We start from the raw sequence: 15,916 nt of genomic DNA, 5'->3' as shown, positions 1-15,916 counted from the left end.
AGATCCTAGGCGCGGCGCAGGTCGGCCGTCATCCCGTGCAACTCGGCCAGGCGATCGGCGAGGGTCCGCGGATGGCCGGGGGCATCCGGGCGCGCGTCCCACGGGCGCGGCCCGGACATGGGACGGTAGTTGACGCCGAGCGCGTCCAGCCGCGGCAGGTGCGCGTCCAGCCGCCGGCGAAAATCCGCGAAGTCACGCGAAGCCCCGGACCAGACCGTCTCGGCGAAGGCGCACAACCGCGGATACGTCATGTAGTCGACCCGCCGCGCCGATTCCATGTGCTCGGTCCAGACGTTGGCCTGCCCACCGAGCACGAACGCCGCTTCGGACGCCGACAACTCAGCCGGAACAGGGTCGAAGCCATAGACGTCGGCGAGGGAAAGCAACGTTCCCACCGGGGTGGGTTCGCCGGGGTCATCCGACTGCCGGTAGTCCAGGTAACACGAAATATCAGGACAGGAAACCACAGGCACGCCGGCTTTTGCGGCGGTCACGGCCGGGGGCACGCCACGCCAGGCGGCGATCACCGCTTTTTTGGGTACGCCGAATGCCAGCAACTCGTCCCAGCCGAAAACCTGGCGCCCGAGGCCAGCCAGGTAGCCAGCCATCCGGCCGGTGAACCATCCCTGCAGTTCGGCGGGGCCGCGTAACCCTTCGCGAGCGACCACCGGACTGGAAGCCCATTCGTCCGCCGGGCACTCGTCGCCACCGATCCCGATCAGCGGCGACGGGAAGATCGAGCACACGAACGACAGCACGTCCTGGCAGAACGACAGCGACTCGTCCGACAGGTTCAGCACATGGGTCGATATCCCCCAACCGGTCCTAACCCCGCCGGCAAACCCGTTGCCGAGCGCCGGATAGGCAGCGATCGCCGCCTGCATGTGCCCGGGCATGTCCACCTCGGGCACCACGGTCACCCAGCGTTCCGCCGCGTACGCCACGATCTCCCGCAGGTCATCGGCGGTATAGAACCCTCCGTGCGGACGCTCGTCATACCGTCCGTGCACGCGCGACCCGAGCATCGTCGCCGGCCGCCACGCCGCGACCGAGGTGAGCCGCGGCCACCCGGGCACCTCGATCCGCCAGCCCTGGTCGTCGGTGAGGTGCAGGTGCAGCACGTTGAGTTTGTGGAACGCCGCCAGGTCGATGAAGCGCAACACGTCCGCGACCGACATGAAGTGCCGCGCGACGTCGAGCATGACGCCCCGCCACCCGAACCGCGGCGCGTCCGAAATGTCGGCATACGGTAACGCCCACGACTCACCGCCGGCCCGGCGCAGCGCCGACGGCGGAAGCAACTGCCGCAGCGTCTGCGCACCGTAGAAGACCCCGGCCGGGGACCCGCCGGTGATCAGGATTCCCTCGGCCGCGACCTTCAAGACGTACCCCTCAAGCGGTAAAGCGGAATCAACCGCCAACCGCAATCCGTCGCTCCCGGCCGGAAGGGCAAGGCGCAGCGCGCCGCGCAGCCAGGCGGCGACGCCGCCGAGGCCCTCCCCCACGGCAAGGTTGGTGTCCGGCCCGAGGGGAAAGCTTCCGTCGCCGAAATGGGCAGCGGCTGGATCGGGTACCACGGGACCTCCGAAACGAACCAGGTTCGCATATAGTTCGTTGATCGGCGACGGGTGTCAACGGAGCGGCGCATGGTGATCGGCCTGGTGGTGCACGCGGTGCATCGACAGCGCTTCGCCGATGCCGCACTCACCGTCGACGGGGTCGAGCTGGTCTGGGCGGTCTACCAGCACGACGAGGAGATCCGCGAGCTGGTCGGCGGGTTGCTGCGGGACACGCGACTCGACGGCCTGTTGCTGGGCCTATTGCCGTACGCACATAGCCGTGACCTGCTCCCGCCCGCCCTGCCGGTGGCCGTCGTCCGCTCGGCCGCTCTCGATCTGGCCCTGGCCTGGGCGAAGGCCGGCGGCAACGGATGGCCCGCGACGCCGGTCTCGATCGACACGTTCGACCAGGAGATCGTCGATGAGGTGGCCGACGCGCTCGGCCTCGACCGGTCGGCGATCGCCGCGATGCCGTTCGACCCGGCCCGCCCGATCGACGAGATCGTCGCCTTCCACCGGCGGTGGCTGGCCAAGACCGGCGCGAGTTACCTGATCACCGGCCGGACCGCGGTCGCCGCCGCGCTCGGCCGCGAGACGAACGTGCTGCACGCGGCCTCGACCCCGGAGACGATCCGGGCCGGGCTGCACGAGCTGGTGCTGCGCGCCCGCGAGCGGCAGCGGTTCGCCACCGGCCTGTTCGTGCTCGGCCCGCCGGGCAGCTCGGAGGTGCCGGTCGCGATCGGCAGCGACCGCGCCCGGGTCGGGCTGCAGCACCTGCTGCTGCACACGCCGGAGTTCGCCGATGCCTGGATCGACCAGCGCGGCCACCGGGCGTTGCTGGCGTTCGCGCCGGCGTCGCTGTTCGAGGCGGCCACCCGGCAGTGGATCGGGCTGCCGGTGCTGGCCGAGGCCCGCGACCAGCTGGGGGTGCGGGTGGTGGCCGGGTTCGGGATCGGCGCGTCGGCCCGGCAGAGCGTGGAACTGGCCGAGCAGGCGGCGGCCCGGGCCGAGCAGGAGCAGGGTTCGGTGGCCTACCTGTTCACCGACGACGGCGTGACGATCGGGCCGATCGGCGCGGCCGGCGCACCCCCGCCGCTGATGTGGACGCACCGCGAGCACGGCGGCCTGGAAGACCTGGCCGGCCGGGCCGGGTTGAGCCCGGCGACGCTGTCCCGGCTGGCCGCGGTCGAACGCGGGCTCGGCGGCCGGCTGCTCTCGCCGGGCGAGCTGGCCCGGGCACTGGGCATCACCGACCCGAGCGGCCGCCGGCTGATCCGCAAGCTGACCGACGCCGGCCTGGTCATCGAGGGTGGCAGCACCCAGGTGACCCGCAAGGGCCGCCCGGCCCGGCTCTACCGGCTGGCCATCACGAGCGCCCTGGAGGCCGCCGAATGAACCCGTCGACGGCGTGGGACCTGCTGCTCGCCGGCGGTGAGCCGTTCGACGTCGCGATCCGCGGCGGGCGGATCGCGGCCACCGGTAAGGACCTCCCGCACGGAGCGGCCGGGACGGTCGTGGATGTGCGCGGGCTGCTCGTGACGCCCGGGCTGATCGATCTGCACACGCATGTCGGACCCGGCTACTGGGGCATCGAACCCGAGCCGATCGCCTGGCGTACCGGCGTCACCACCTGGGTGGACGCCGGCACCGCGGGGGCGTACACACTGGACGGTCTGCTGCGAACGAGCTTCGGGGTCCGGGTCGCGGCACTGCTCAACATCTCGGCGGTCGGGCTCGCCGGGCGCACCGGGGAGAGCCGCGACCTGGACAACTGCGACGTCGCGCTGGCCATCGACACGGTGCAGCGGCACCGGGACCGGATCTTCGGGATCAAGGTCCGGATCGACCGGGAGACCGTCGGCGACAACGGCGTCGAGCCGCTGCGCCGCGCCCTGACCGTCGGGGAAGCCTGCGGCGTGCCGGTCATGGTGCACGTCGGCGCCGCTCCGCCGGCCGTCGGCGAGGTGCTCGACCTGCTGCGGCCGGGCGACATCGTCACGCATTGCGCCAGCGGCCTCGCCGCGCCGGTGGGGCCGGAGGCGGTCGCGGCCGGCGAGCGCGGGGTGCTGTTCGACCTGGGGCACGGGTCGGGCGGGTTCGCGTTCGACACCCTCGAACGGCAGCTCGACCTCGGGTTGCGGCCGCACACGATCTCCACCGACCTGCACGCCCGGTCGGTGCACGGGCCGGCCTTCGACCTGCCGGCCACGATGGCGAAGATCCTCGCCGCCGGGCTGCCGCTGGCCGAGGTGATCGACGCGGTCACCGTGCGGCCGGCCCGGGCGCTCGGGCTCGACGGCGGCACCCTCGACGTCGGGGCGCCGGCCGACCTGGCCGTCTTCGAGGTGCAGCGGGGCGAGTTCGAGGTGTTCGACGCACATCTGCAGGCGCGCACCGCCCCGATGCGCCTGGTGAACGTGGCCACGTACCACCAAGGACAGAAACTGCCGCCGCGGGTGAGCGAACCGCCGGCGCCCTGGATTCCGCTCACCGGCGCGCAGCGTGCCGCGTTGAGCCGCCGCGAGCGTGACCTTCGCGCTCTGCTCAGCCAGCCGCTGGTCGACAGGGACGGCCTTGCCGACCAGTTCCCGCGAGAAAACAGGAGTGAATGACATGCCCAAGCGCGCGATCGTCACCGACAAGGCGGCCCCGGCCGGCGGCCCCTACTCGCACGCCGTCGTCGCCGGCGACACCATCTACCTGGCCGGTGCCGTGCCGGCGCTGCCCGACGGCAGCTGGGTGAAGGGCAGCTTCGCCGAGCAGGCGCACGCCGCCTTCCGCAACCTGGCGGCGGTGGCCGAGGCGGCCGGCGCCAGCCTCGACCAGGCCGTCCGGGTCGGCGTCTACCTGCGCGACTTCGGCGATTTCGCCGAGTTCAACGAGATCTACGCGCAGTACATCAAGGGCGACAACCTTCCGGTCCGTACGACGTTGCCGGTCCCGCTGGAAGGCTTCGACATCGAGATCGACGCCATCCTCTACGTCGGCTGACCCTTTTACATCGACTGGCCGGCCAGCTCGCGGAGGGCCGCCGCGAAATAGTCCAGTGAACCGGTGGTGCCGGGCAGGTCGGCCGGCTGGTTCAGGTGGCCGTGCGGCGCGCCCTTCGCGAGGTAGGTGGTGGTCTCGACGCCGGCCTCGGTCAGCTGCCGGGCCAGCAGCTCGCCCGACGTACGCAGGTCGTCGTACTCGGACAGCAGGATCCGGGCCGGCGGCAGACCGGTCAGCCGGGCAGCGCCGGGCAGCGCGTCCGGCGGAAGGTCGCTGATTCGGCCGACGTAGTTGCGCACCATGTCCTCGACCCCGGCCGCGGTGAACCGGGCGGCCGGCGGCAGCGCTTCGGACAGCTCCGCCGCCAGCTCCGCATCCGCGGCCGGATTCGGGAAGTGCGTGAACGGATAGGCCAGCAGCAGCGCGTCCGGCTTCCGGCCGGCCCGCACCGCGGTGGCCAGGGCCAGTGCCGCTCCGGCGCTGGCCCCGCCGATCGCCGCCCGCGCCGGCCGATCAGAAGAGGCGGAGAACCACGACCAGGCCGCATGCACGTCGTCGAGCGGCACCGGATAGCGCACGCCGTCGACCGCCAGCCGGTAGTCCACCGACACCACGAACGCGCCGGCCCGCGCGCACAGCTCGGCGCTCACCCAGTGGCCCTCGGGCATCTCCGCCGTGCCGTGCCGGAAGCCGCCGCCGTGCGCCCAGAGCAGCGCGACCTCCGCCGGGCCGGCCGGACGGTAGGTGAGCAGCCGGATCGGGCCGTGCGGGCCGTCGATGGTGACCTCGCCGGTGGTCACCCCGGCCGGTAGCGGCGGGCACTGCGGCGCGGCCGGTTCGGGGCCGGTGCCGAGGCTGAAGCGCTCCCGCGCGGCCAACCGGTCGGCGTGAAAGGTCTCGAGCGGCATGATCCCCCCGCGGGTTGAAACGTATAGAGTCCGGTCAATGCTTTACCACAACCGCCTGGGCTCCGCGGCCGACATCGCCGACTTCCGGATGGAGGGCGACGGCGCCGTGTCATTCCCGCGCGGGCGGCTCCGACTGGAGAGCCTACGGCCGCCGGAGGACGGTCAGGACGCCAACATCGTGCTGTGGTGCCCCGCCGACTTCGGCCCGGACATCACCGTGACCTGGGACTTCTGGCCGATCCGGGAACCGGGGCTGGCGATCCTCTTCTTCCACGCGCGGGGCCGCAACGGCGAGAGCATCTTCGACCTCGCGCCGCGGACCGGCCCGTACGAGCAATATCACCACGGCGACCTGAACGCCTACCACGTCTCGTATTTCCGCCGGATGTGGCCGTCGGAGCGGCGATTGCACACGTGCAATCTGCGCAAGAGCTACGGCTTCCACCTGGTGGCTCAGGGCCCCGACCCGCTCCCGGCGGTGCTGGACGCCGAGGGGCCCTATCAAATGCGCCTGACCATCCATCGTGGAGTGACATCGTTCGAGGTCGCGGGCCTGCCGTCGTTCCGATGGACCGATCCGGAGCCGCTGCCCGGCGGCCGGATCGGCTTCCGGCAGATGGCACCGATGATCGGAGAGTACGCAAACCTGCAGGTCACCGCCAGCTGATCTACCTGCTGGAAAGGGGTTTCCGGAGCGTTGACTTTGAGACGATTCAAAGTTACGTTCCTCGATACCTGTTAACCCGCCCGTCACAACGGCAGGGGGCTTGTGATGGTTATGCGGTTCTACGAGGCTGCCGACGAGTTGTTCTGGGCGGTCAAGCTCACTCTGCTGTGGACGGTCTTCACCCTGGCCGGCGGCGTGGTTCTCGGGCTCGGCCCGGCGACCCTCGCCGCGTACACCCTTGCTCGCCGGCACACCGCCGGCGAGACCTTCCCCGCCTGGCCGGCCTTCGCCCGTGCCTGGCAGCGCGAGTTCGGCCGCGGCTCCGCGATCGTGCTCCCGCTCGCCGGCGCCGCCGTCCTGCTCCTCACCAACTATCAATGGCTCGCGGCCGGCCCGGCCCGGGTCACGACGCTGGCCGCACTGGCCGCCTTGGCCGTGATCGCGGCATATCTGCTGCCGATGGCCGTGCACTACGACCTCCGGACGCCGGCTCTTCTCCCCAAGGCCTCGCTGTTCGCCCTGCTCCGCATACCGGCTTCCGCACTGCTGCTGCTCACCGCGATCGCAATCGGCTACGTGGTCTCCGCGTTCCCCGTCCTGCTGCTGGTGGCCGTCGGCGGATGGATCCAGCTGGACACCTGGCTCTGCCTGCGCCTCTTCGCCGAGAACGAGGCGCTCCGAAACGCGAAGGGGCTCACATGAAGAAGCTGGCCGCGATACTGGCGGTAACGATGACGCTCACCACCGTCGCCGCCTGCGGTGACGACTCGGGCGAGCAGTCCAGCGACACCATCAGCGTGATGGCACCGCTGTTCGGCACCGCGCCCGACCCGAACGGCGAGCTGCAGCAGGCAGTGCAGAAGCTGCTCGGCAAGAAACTGCAGATCACCTGGGTCCCGAACGCCGACTACAACGAGAAGACCAACGTCACGCTCGCCTCCAACAACATGCCGCAGGTCATGGTCATCCAGGGCGACAAGCAGGCCGCGTTCGTCCAGGCCGCGCAGGCCGGGGCGTTCTGGGATCTGACCGGCAAGCTCGACAAGTATCCGAACCTCAAGCCGGCCGACCCGACGACCGGGAAGAACGCCACGGTCAACGGCAAGGTCTACGGCATTTATCGGGTACGCCCACTGCTGCGCTCGGCCATCACGATCCGTAAGGACTGGCTGGCGAAGCTCGGTCTGCCGATGCCGAAGACGGTCGACGACCTGCAGGCGATCGCCAAGGCGTTCACCGAGCGGGACCCGGACGGCAACGGCAAGAAGGACACGTACGGGCTGATCGTTCCGAAGTGGCCCGGCAACTACGCCAGCTCCAGCCCGTACGACGTGATCGAGACCTGGTTCGGGGCCCCCAACGGATGGGGCGAGCGGGGCGGCAAACTCGTTCCCGGCTTCGACACCGAGGAGTTCATCACCGCCAACAAGTGGCTCAAGAACTGGGTCGATCAGGGCTGGGTCAACCCCGACTTCGCCACCCTGGACAGCGCCAACTGGAACAAGCCGTTCGTGCAGGGCCGTGGCGGCATCATCATCGACGTCAACGTCCGCTCCGCCGACCTGGTCAAGCTGTTCAAGGAGCAGGACCCGAAGAGCTTCGACAAGGTCGCCCTGGCCGGCAACCTCGCCCGGTCCGACGGCCAGAAGTTCTCCGCCCCCTTCCCCGGTTACAACGGCATCGTCGCGATTCCCCGGCAGAAGGTGAAGACCGAGGAACAGCTCGACCAGATCCTCCAGGTGCTCGACAAGCTGCAGACCAAGGAGGGCACGGTCCTGCTCACCAACGGGATCGAGGGACGGAACTTCAAGCTCGAGGACCAGTACGCCGTGCCGCTCGACGAGGACAACCCGCAGATCAAGACGATCAACAACGACGTCGAGAAGGCGTTCATCCAGCTCGGCACCCGGGCCAGCATCGGTCTCAGCGCCTACCCGCCGAAGCCCGCCGACGAGCCCTCCCGCCAGCTGCTCGTGCAGCGTGCAGAGCTGGCGACCGAGGACCTCAAGACCGCCGTGCACAACCCGGCGCTCGGCGTCGTCTCGGACTACTACATCCGGCAGGGCAAGACGCTCGACCTGATCATCCCGGACGCCCGGATCAAGTACCTGTCCGGCGACATCACCGAGGAGCAGCTGCGGGCCGAGATCAAGCGCTGGTACGCCGAGGGCGGCACGAAGATCGCCGAGGAGACCAACGAGCTCGTGGCGAAACTCGGCAAGTAACCGTGGCCACCGACCTGGACCTTCCACCCGTGACGCCGGCGGCCGAGACGCCGCCGGCGGTCCGGCCCAAGAGCTACCGCCTCCTGAAACACGGCTGGCTGTACGTGATGCTGCTGCCCGGCGTCGCGTACTTCCTGATCTTCCGCTACTGGCCGATGTACGGCCTGAGCATCGCGTTCCAGGATTACCTGCCGTTCCTGGGCTATCAGGACAGCCCGTGGGTCGGGCTCAAGCACTTCGAGGAGCTGTTCGCCGGGCCCGACTTCGGCCGCCTGATGTTCAACACCGGGCTGCTGGCCCTGCTCACCGTGCTGTTCGTCTTCCCGGCCCCGATCGTCGTGGCGCTGATGCTCAACGAGATGCGCCGCCAGGTCGTGCGGCGGTCGATCCAATCGATCATCTACATCCCGCACTTCCTGTCCTGGACGATCGTGGCGTCGGTGACCTACCTGCTGTTCTCGGCGGACTTCGGGGTCATCGCCGGCTGGATCAACGACATCGTCGGCGGGCCGCGCGCCGACTACGTCGCCCAGGAGGAATGGTTCCGCCCGGTCGTCGTCCTCCAGCTGCTGTGGAAGCAGACCGGCTGGGGCACGATCATCTACCTGGCCGCGCTGGCCGGGGTGGACACCCAGCTGTACGAGGCGGCCCGGGTCGACGGCGCCGGCCGGTGGCGGCAGTTCTGGCACATCACGCTGCCCGGCATCCGGCCCGCGATCGTGGTGATGGCGATCCTGACCACCGGGCATCTGCTCGACTCCGGCTTCGAGCAGATCTGGCTGATGACCACGTCGCTCAACCGATCGGTGGCCGACGTCTTCGACACCTACGTCTACTACATCGGCATCACCCAGGGCTCGTACAGCTATTCCACCGCGGTCGGGCTGTTCAAGGGCGTGGTCGGGGTGCTGCTCATCTACGGCTCGAACCTGCTGTCGAAGCGGCTCGGCGAGCGGGGGCTGTTCTGATGGTGAAGGACAACTCGCCGGCGGGGCGGGCTTTCGACGTACTCAATGCGATCGTGCTCTTCGGTTTGGCCGCCATCACGCTGTTACCGCTGCTGTATGTGGCGGCCGGGTCGTTCGCCTCGGAGGGCGAGATCGCCGCGCGGCCGTTCTTCCTGTGGCCGCACAAGATCGTCACCGACACGTACGACTACATCTTCGGCACCGGCGTCTTCGTGCGGGCGCTACTCATCACGATCTGCGTCACCCTGGTCGGCACCGCCGTCCAGGTCGGACTGACCCTGACCATGGCGTACCCGCTGGCCAAGCGGCAGCTGCCCGGGCGCGCCCTGGTCCTCAATCTGGTGATCTTCACGCTCGTGTTCAGCGGCGGGATGATCCCCACCTACCTGGTGGTGCGCAACCTCGGGCTGCTCGACAGCTACTGGGCTCTGATCCTGCCGCTGGCCATCAACCCGTTCTATCTGATCATCGTGAAGACGTTCTTCCAGCAGCTGCCCGAGGCCCTGGAGGAGGCGGCGCGGATCGACGGCTGCACCGAGATCGGCGTCTTCCGCCGGATCGTGCTGCCGCTGTCCAAGCCGATCATCGCGACGTTCTCGCTGTTCTACGCGGTCGGCATCTGGAACGACTACATGTCGCCGCTGCTCTACATCAACGACAACCAGAAGTGGACGCTCCAGGTGCTCGTCCGCCAGCTCACCGCGCCCAACGCGGACTCGGCGAACGCGCTGCAAGCGCTGGACTCCACGCTCTTCCCCGAGCAGGGGCTGAAGTTCGCGATCATCGTGATCGCGACGCTGCCGATCCTGCTGGTCTACCCCTTCCTGCAGAAGCACTTCGCGAAGGGCGTCCTGATCGGGTCCGTGAAGGAATAGCCCACCCCCAACCTGGAGGTCTCCACCGTGGAGCCGATCGCCCGCCGCCGCGTCCTCGCCGGCCTGGCCGCCACTCCTCTCTCGTCCCTCATCCCTGGTCTTCCCTTTACCTCCGGCCCCGCTTCCGCCGCCGGCCGGGCTGTTGCCCCGACCCCCGACGTCCACCTCACCTGGCTCGAAGGACAGCCCGGCGCCGCGGCCACCTCGACCTGGGGCACGCCCTGGCCCAAGGGCGCCGTCCCCGGTGACCAGACGTTCCAGCTCGCCGGGCCGGACGGCAGTGCCGTGCCGATGCAGACCTGGCCGCTCGCCTACTGGCCGGACGGCACGCTGAAGTGGAGCGGGCACGCCATCGCGCCGTCTTCGCCCGCTGACGGCTACACGCTGACGGCCGGGACCTCGACCGCGCCGGCCGTTCCGGTCTCTGTGACAAAACACCCGAAGTATGTCGAGGTCGACACCGGCGTGATCAAGGCTCGCATCCCGCGCGGCGGCCGGGAGCTGATCAGCCACCTCTGGCGCGGCGATGTGCTCACCGCCCGGCAGGGCGTGCTGGTCAGCCTGCGCCAGGACCGGATCGAGGAGGACGAGGAGAGGCCGGCCCGCCGGGACCGCAGCGAGAGCACGATCCGCAGCGTCGTGGTCGAGCAGTCCGGACCGGTCCGCGCGGTGGTCCGGATCGAGGGCAAGCACGGCTCCTGGCTTCCGTTCACGGTCCGGCTCGTCTTCTTCGCCGGGGCGGAGAGCATCCGCCTGATGCACACGTTCATCTACGACCGGGACGGCTCCAAGGACTACATCGCCGGCCTCGGGGTCCGGTTCAAGGTAGCCATGCGCGACGCGGCCTACGACCGGCACGTGCGGTTCGTCGGCGACGGCCACGGTCTGCTCAGCGAGGCGGTGCAGGGCATCACCGGCCTGCGGCGGGACCCGGGGGCGGTGGTCCGCGCGGCGCAGATCGCCGGCACCAAGCTGCCCGACCCCAGTACCTGGGACCAGCGCGTCACCACCCGCCTGCAGTACATCCCGCAGTGGGGCGACTACACGCTGACCCAGTTGTCGGCCAACGGTTTCGCCCTGCGCAAGCGGACCAAGCAGGGGTACGGCTGGATCTCCGTCGACCAGGGCAACCACGCGTCCGGTCTGGCCTATGTGGGCGGGGTGACCGGCGGTTTCGCGGTCGGCCTCAAGGACTTCTGGCAGCGGCACCCGGCGCAGCTCGACATCCGCCGCGCGCACACCGAGGAGGCCGAGGTCACCGTGTGGCTGTGGTCGCCCGAGGCCGGGGCGATGGACATGCGCTTCTACCACGACGGGATGGGCCAGGACACCTACCCGAAGCAGCTCGAGGGCCTGAACATCACGTACGAGGACTACGAGCCCGGCTTCGGTACGCCGTACGGCATCGCCCGCACCAACGAGCTCACCCTCTGGGCCCTGGCCGCCACCCCGACGGCCGACCGGCTGGGCGCGATGGCCGACCAGGTCCGCACACCCCCGCAGCTGATCAACCCGGTCGGCCACCTGGTCGCGACCCGGGTCTTCGGCGGCCTGTTCGCGCCGGTCGACCGGTCCCACCCGGACAAGGCGGTGATCGAGGACCACCTGGACTTCCTCTTCGACTTCTACCGCAAGCAGGTCGACCAGCGGCACTGGTACGGCTTCTGGGACCACGGCGACATCATGCACACGTTCGACGAGGACCGGCTGGTCTGGCGGTACGACGTCGGCGGCTACGCCTGGGACAACTCGGAGCTCTCCCCCGACCTGTGGCTCTGGTACGCGTTCCTGCGGTCCGGTCGCGCCGACATCTACCGGTTCGCCGAGGCGATGACCCGGCACACCGGCGAGGCCGACGTCTACCACCTGGGCAAGTGGGCGGGCCTGGGGACGAGGCACGGCGTACAGCACTGGGCGGACAGCGCCAAGCAGCAGCGCATCAGCACCGCGGTCTACCGGCGGATCTACTACTACCTGACGGCCGACGAGCGGACCGGGGACCTACTGTCCGAGCTGGTCGACTCGGACACCACGTTCCTGGCCCTCGACCCGATCCGCAAGATCCGCACCGAGCCGTACACCCCCGACCGGCACGCCCTGTCCATCGGCCTCGGGACCGACTGGAGCGGATTGGCCGCCGCGTGGCTGACCGAGTGGGAGCGCAAGGGCCCGAAGGCGGACCTCGCCAAGTCGAAACTGCTCGGCACGATGGAGACGATCGGCGCGATGCCGAACGGCTTCGTCACCGGTTCCGGCCTCTACGACCTGGATACCGGCCGCTTCGCCCCGGTGACCGCCAAGACCGTCAGCGTCTCGCACCTGAGTGCCATGTTCGGCCAGGTGGAGATCTGCGCCGAGGTGATCGACCTGGTCGACATGCCGGCCTTCGAGGCGGCCTGGTTGCAGTACTGCCGCCTGTTCAACGCGACCGCCGCCGAGCAGACCGCCGAGTGCGGCGCGGCCTTCGGCAACCTGATCCTGCGCCAGGGCCACGCCCGCCTCACTGCCTACGCCGCCGTCCGCCTGGCCAGCGAGGCCCTGGCCACCCGGGCGTGGCGCGACTTCTACACCGGCGACGGCTACGCGGCGACGCTGCCGTGGAAGAGCGAGCGGGTGACCTCCACGCTGACCCCGACCGACGCGGCCAAGTGGGTCTCCACCAACACCACGGCTCTCTACGGCCTGGCCGCGATCCAGAATCTCGCGCTGGTCGGCGACAAGATCAAAACCTTCTAAAACGGTACGGGAGTCGCCCCGGTTTCCGGCCGGGGCGGCAACTGCCCTTCCACCAGCGCGCGTACGCCCTGCGCATAGGTGTCCTGAGCGGACAGCGTCGGCCACCGCTCGCCGACCGCGGCCAGGGTCGGGACCAGCTCCGGGTCGAAGCCGGCGAAATCCATGTCCCCCGGCAGCCCCCGGGTGCGGGACCGGACCCGGACCAGGATCTCGCCGACGGTGAAATACCAGATGTTGCGGAACACGTGCACGGCCTGCTCGGGCGGGCATCCACTCGCGATGGCGGCGGCGATGATGGTGTCCACGATCCGCACGGCCGTCCCGCTCAGCAGGCCGAGGAAGCCGTCGGTGATCAGCACCTCGGTGGCCCACGGCCATCCGGCGAGGGCATCGCGCATCGCGACCGCGGCCACCACGATGCGCTCCCGCGGCTCGGCCGGCAGCTCCGGCATCGGGATCTGCCCGATGTACTCGTTGAGCACCAGGAGCAGCAGATCCTCCTTGTCCCGCAGGTGGTGGTAGAGCGTGGTGGTGCCGATGCCGAGCTCGCCGGCCAGCCGCCGCACGGTCAGCTTCTCCCAGCCGTCCTGATCGATCAGCCGGCGAGCCGCGGCAAGGATCTGCGCACGCGAGGTCACCGGCGGCCGGCCGGTTCTTACATCGGGTCGAGGCACCTGGCCACCGGCCTGGGCTTCAGCCCGCTCGGCCTGACCTGGGTGATCCATGCCTACGCCCTCACCTCGGCGGCCTGCTCCTGCTCGGCGGCAAGGCCGCCGACCGCTACGGCTGCAAGCGGGTCCTGCTGTTCGGCCTCACCCTGTTCGGCCTGGCCTCACTGGCCGGCGGCTTCGCCCAGAGCCCCGGCCAGCTGGTCGCCGCCCGAGCCGCCCAGGGCGTCGGCGCCGCCGCCCTCGGCCCGGCCGCACTGGCCATGCTCACCGCGACGTTCCCCACCGGCCGCGCACGGGTCCGGGCCTTCGGCGTCTGGGCCGCGACGAACGCCGCCGGCGGCGCCCTCGGCGTCCTGATCGGCGGCGTCCTGACCCAGTACGCGAGCTGGCGCTGGGTGATGTTCATCAGCGTCCCGATGGCCGCCGTCGCCCTGGCCATGACCTGGTACGGCATCGTCGCCGACCGCCCACTGACCCCCACCGCGAGGCCGGACGTGCTCGGCGCGGTCCTCGCCACCGGCGGCATGAGCCTGCTGGTGTTCGGCATCGTCCGCACCGACCGCCACCCCTGGACGTCGACGACAACCTTGACGACGCTCGCCGCCGCGGTCGCGGTGCTGACCGTGTTCGTCCTGGTCGAGCGCCGCACCACCCGCGAGCCGCTGATCCGCCCCGGCTTGCTCGCCAACCGCGCGGTGGCCGGCGCGAACACCTACAACCTGCTGCTGGGCGCGGCCATGGCGGCATCGTTCTACTTCGCGTCCCTCTACCTGCAGCGCATCCTCGGCATCGAACCGGCCCGGGCCGGCACCATGTTCCTGCCGTTCGCGGTGGGCATCGGCATCGGCAGCGTCCTGGCCGTCAAACTCGGCTACCGCCTGCCACCCCGCACCTTGCTGATCGGCGGCGGCCTGCTGACCGCGGCCGGCTTCGCGTGGTTCGGCCGGATAAGCGCCGACGGCTCGTTCCTGACCGACATCCTGGCCCCGTCGATCGTGACCGGCATCGGTTTCGGCTTCTGCCTGGGCCCGGTCGTATCGATGGCGACGGCAGGCGCCCCGCCACAGGAGTCCGGCGCGGCGTCAGCCCTGCTGAACAGCTCCCGCCAGATAGGCGCGTCCCTGGGCTTGGCCGCCCTGGGCACCGCCGCCCAGCACCACACCGGCCCGATCCCGACTCCATCGGCGGTAACCAGCGGCTACGCCCTGGGCATGTCCCTGGGCGCCGCCTTACTGCTGGCCGCAGTAGCCATCGCGATAACCGTCCTCCCCCGAACCGCCCCGGCCACCTCCACCGAGCCCGCGGAATCAGTCGTCCAGCCGACAGACAGCAAATAGTCGTTAAGCAAGTAGGCATGTAGCATCTAGGCGTGCTCATCGACGAAGGGGAACGAGCGATGCCAATAGATGCGCAGCAAGGCGACCGGCCGCCGGGCTATGCCGCCCTGGTGATGTCGCTACTGGAGAGACACCCGCGGGACGCGTTGCAGGTCCTCCTCGGCGTGGATCCGGCCGGGGCCCAGAAGGAGGCGGAGAAGCCATCGGATCGGCGGGACCGGATCGCGGGCCTGATCGAGGCCTTCGCCGGCCCGGACGACCTGGTGGTCGTGATCGAGCTGGGCGGAGCCGACCCCGAGCCGGTCGCGATCCAGTTCGTCGACGCACTGGCCCGCCGGGGCATGAGCGAGGTGCTGGAACAGACCGAGGCGGGCCGCGAAATCGCCCGCCGAAGTCGCGAGGAGGCCTACCAGGAGAGCTACCGCGAGGGCTGCATCGAGTTCATGACGATCGCCTTGGAGCACGCCTACGGCCCGCTCCCCGACCTGCCCGACCTGGCCCGCCGCCTGGCCACAGCAGCCAACCGCCTACAGCACCTCACGCTGATCGCCGACCGCGTCCCACTAGAGAAACTGCGCTCGGCATGAGCATCGAAGATGTACTGCCACAAACCACAGTGGGCCAGGACATCGCCCGCCGCAGCCGCGAAGAGGGCCGCGAAGGAGCACGCGTGGCGACCATGTCCCTGCTGCTGAAGCGCTGCTATGGGCCTCTCGATGATCTGACGGAACTCGCCCACAAGCTGGTGGCCACCGACTACGAACAGCACCTGGAGTCGGTCGTGTTGCGCGTGCCGCTGGAGCAACTGCGCTCGGTTGAGTGCTCATCGATAAGGAGGCAGGCATGTCAGTCGATGTAGCGTCAGACGAGGCGACGCCGGCGCGGGACTACGACGGTTCGTTCAAGTCAGCACTGGAGATCAATCCGAAAGACACCTTGCGGCTCGTGTGCGGCGTTGAGGTGGGCGACGGGGAGGCCC

15 protein-coding genes are annotated in these 15,916 nt (G+C 69.8%); 12 read left to right on the top strand and 3 right to left on the bottom strand.

What is annotated here, in order from left to right:
* Positions 1 to 5: 5 nt before the first annotated feature.
* The gene (locus tag Adu01nite_RS43085) at positions 6 to 1,577 is read right to left on the bottom strand and encodes a beta-N-acetylhexosaminidase (RefSeq protein WP_203735172.1); all 1,572 of its coding nucleotides are present in this window, start codon (positions 1,575 to 1,577) and stop codon (positions 6 to 8) included.
* Positions 1,578 to 1,646: 69 nt separating this feature from the next.
* Between Adu01nite_RS43085 and Adu01nite_RS43080 the strand changes: the two genes are divergently transcribed.
* Genes Adu01nite_RS43080 through Adu01nite_RS43070 form a run of 3 tightly spaced genes read left to right on the top strand, consistent with a single transcriptional unit; the run spans position 1,647 to position 4,550 of the window.
* On the top strand, positions 1,647 to 2,954 hold the full coding sequence (locus tag Adu01nite_RS43080) for a MarR family transcriptional regulator (RefSeq protein WP_203735171.1): 1,308 nt from the start codon (positions 1,647 to 1,649) through the stop codon (positions 2,952 to 2,954).
* On the top strand, positions 2,951 to 4,171 hold the full coding sequence (locus Adu01nite_RS43075; protein WP_203735170.1) for an amidohydrolase family protein: 1,221 nt from the start codon (positions 2,951 to 2,953) through the stop codon (positions 4,169 to 4,171). Before Adu01nite_RS43080 ends, Adu01nite_RS43075 begins: the two co-directional genes overlap by 4 nt.
* Position 4,172: 1 nt before the next feature.
* Positions 4,173 to 4,550, top strand: coding sequence for a RidA family protein (locus Adu01nite_RS43070; RefSeq protein ID WP_203735169.1), 378 nt, complete (start codon positions 4,173 to 4,175; stop codon positions 4,548 to 4,550).
* Between the two features lie 5 nt (positions 4,551 to 4,555).
* Here the strand turns inward: Adu01nite_RS43070 and Adu01nite_RS43065 are convergent, their stop codons facing one another.
* Positions 4,556 to 5,458, bottom strand: a complete 903-nt coding sequence (locus Adu01nite_RS43065; protein WP_203735168.1) for an alpha/beta hydrolase fold domain-containing protein — start codon at positions 5,456 to 5,458, stop codon at positions 4,556 to 4,558.
* 37 nt (positions 5,459 to 5,495) lie between these two features.
* Here Adu01nite_RS43065 and Adu01nite_RS43060 point away from each other — a divergent pair, with 37 nt between their 5' ends.
* From Adu01nite_RS43060 to Adu01nite_RS43035, 6 genes are all read left to right on the top strand, one after another.
* Positions 5,496 to 6,125 carry a DUF1961 family protein gene (locus Adu01nite_RS43060; protein ID WP_203735167.1) on the top strand — a complete coding sequence of 210 codons (630 nt, stop codon included), beginning with the start codon at positions 5,496 to 5,498 and terminating at the stop codon, positions 6,123 to 6,125.
* Between the two features lie 105 nt (positions 6,126 to 6,230).
* A complete protein-coding gene (locus Adu01nite_RS43055) occupies positions 6,231 to 6,827 on the top strand; it encodes a YesL family protein (protein ID WP_203735166.1) in 597 nt (198 codons plus the stop codon).
* A complete protein-coding gene (locus tag Adu01nite_RS43050; RefSeq protein ID WP_203735165.1) occupies positions 6,824 to 8,350 on the top strand; it encodes an extracellular solute-binding protein in 1,527 nt (508 codons plus the stop codon). The genes Adu01nite_RS43055 and Adu01nite_RS43050 overlap by 4 nt, the downstream gene beginning before the upstream one ends.
* A gap of 2 nt (positions 8,351 to 8,352) precedes the next feature.
* Positions 8,353 to 9,318, top strand: a complete 966-nt coding sequence (locus tag Adu01nite_RS43045) for an ABC transporter permease (protein ID WP_203735164.1) — start codon at positions 8,353 to 8,355, stop codon at positions 9,316 to 9,318.
* Positions 9,318 to 10,193: a carbohydrate ABC transporter permease gene (locus Adu01nite_RS43040; RefSeq protein ID WP_203735163.1), complete on the top strand. Its 876-nt coding sequence runs from the start codon at positions 9,318 to 9,320 to the stop codon at positions 10,191 to 10,193. The genes Adu01nite_RS43045 and Adu01nite_RS43040 overlap by 1 nt, the downstream gene beginning before the upstream one ends.
* Positions 10,194 to 10,220: 27 nt before the next feature.
* Positions 10,221 to 12,929: an exo-rhamnogalacturonan lyase family protein gene (locus Adu01nite_RS43035; RefSeq protein WP_203735162.1), complete on the top strand. Its 2,709-nt coding sequence runs from the start codon at positions 10,221 to 10,223 to the stop codon at positions 12,927 to 12,929.
* Here Adu01nite_RS43035 and Adu01nite_RS43030 read toward each other — a convergent pair.
* Positions 12,926 to 13,567 carry a TetR/AcrR family transcriptional regulator gene (locus Adu01nite_RS43030; protein WP_239133154.1) on the bottom strand — a complete coding sequence of 214 codons (642 nt, stop codon included), beginning with the start codon at positions 13,565 to 13,567 and terminating at the stop codon, positions 12,926 to 12,928. The genes Adu01nite_RS43035 and Adu01nite_RS43030 overlap by 4 nt on opposite strands.
* Before the next feature lie 74 nt (positions 13,568 to 13,641).
* Between Adu01nite_RS43030 and Adu01nite_RS43025 the strand changes: the two genes are divergently transcribed.
* The 3 genes from Adu01nite_RS43025 to Adu01nite_RS43015 are packed head-to-tail and all read left to right on the top strand — an operon-like array spanning position 13,642 to position 15,796.
* Positions 13,642 to 14,937, top strand: coding sequence for an MFS transporter (locus tag Adu01nite_RS43025; protein WP_203735193.1), 1,296 nt, complete (start codon positions 13,642 to 13,644; stop codon positions 14,935 to 14,937).
* Positions 14,938 to 14,969: 32 nt separating this feature from the next.
* Positions 14,970 to 15,524 carry a hypothetical protein gene (locus tag Adu01nite_RS43020; protein ID WP_203735160.1) on the top strand — a complete coding sequence of 185 codons (555 nt, stop codon included), beginning with the start codon at positions 14,970 to 14,972 and terminating at the stop codon, positions 15,522 to 15,524.
* Complete coding sequence (locus Adu01nite_RS43015; RefSeq protein WP_203735159.1) at positions 15,521 to 15,796, top strand: hypothetical protein; 276 nt, start codon at positions 15,521 to 15,523, stop codon at positions 15,794 to 15,796. The genes Adu01nite_RS43020 and Adu01nite_RS43015 overlap by 4 nt, the downstream gene beginning before the upstream one ends.
* The last annotated feature ends 120 nt before the right edge of the window (positions 15,797 to 15,916 follow it).

Origin of the sequence: Paractinoplanes durhamensis, assembly GCF_016862175.1 — a bacterium.
In the GTDB taxonomy this organism is placed as follows: domain Bacteria; phylum Actinomycetota; class Actinomycetes; order Mycobacteriales; family Micromonosporaceae; genus Actinoplanes; species Actinoplanes durhamensis.
The sequence above is the reverse complement of the archived record's forward strand: the minus strand, read 5'-3'. Positions and strand labels throughout refer to the sequence as shown.

Bases quoted from the DNA above. Each gene is read 5' to 3' on its own strand.
- Adu01nite_RS43080 (WP_203735171.1), top strand. From the start codon at position 1,647: ATGGTGATCGGCCTGGTGGTGCACGCGGTGCATCGACAGCGCTTCGCC.
- Adu01nite_RS43075 (WP_203735170.1), top strand. From the start codon at position 2,951: ATGAACCCGTCGACGGCGTGGGACCTGCTGCTCGCCGGCGGTGAGCCG.
- Adu01nite_RS43070 (WP_203735169.1), top strand. From the start codon at position 4,173: ATGCCCAAGCGCGCGATCGTCACCGACAAGGCGGCCCCGGCCGGCGGC.
- Adu01nite_RS43065 (WP_203735168.1), bottom strand. From the start codon at position 5,458: ATGCCGCTCGAGACCTTTCACGCCGACCGGTTGGCCGCGCGGGAGCGC.
- Adu01nite_RS43060 (WP_203735167.1), top strand. From the start codon at position 5,496: ATGCTTTACCACAACCGCCTGGGCTCCGCGGCCGACATCGCCGACTTC.
- Adu01nite_RS43055 (WP_203735166.1), top strand. From the start codon at position 6,231: ATGGTTATGCGGTTCTACGAGGCTGCCGACGAGTTGTTCTGGGCGGTC.
- Adu01nite_RS43050 (WP_203735165.1), top strand. From the start codon at position 6,824: ATGAAGAAGCTGGCCGCGATACTGGCGGTAACGATGACGCTCACCACC.
- Adu01nite_RS43040 (WP_203735163.1), top strand. From the start codon at position 9,318: ATGGTGAAGGACAACTCGCCGGCGGGGCGGGCTTTCGACGTACTCAAT.
- Adu01nite_RS43015 (WP_203735159.1), top strand. From the start codon at position 15,521: ATGAGCATCGAAGATGTACTGCCACAAACCACAGTGGGCCAGGACATC.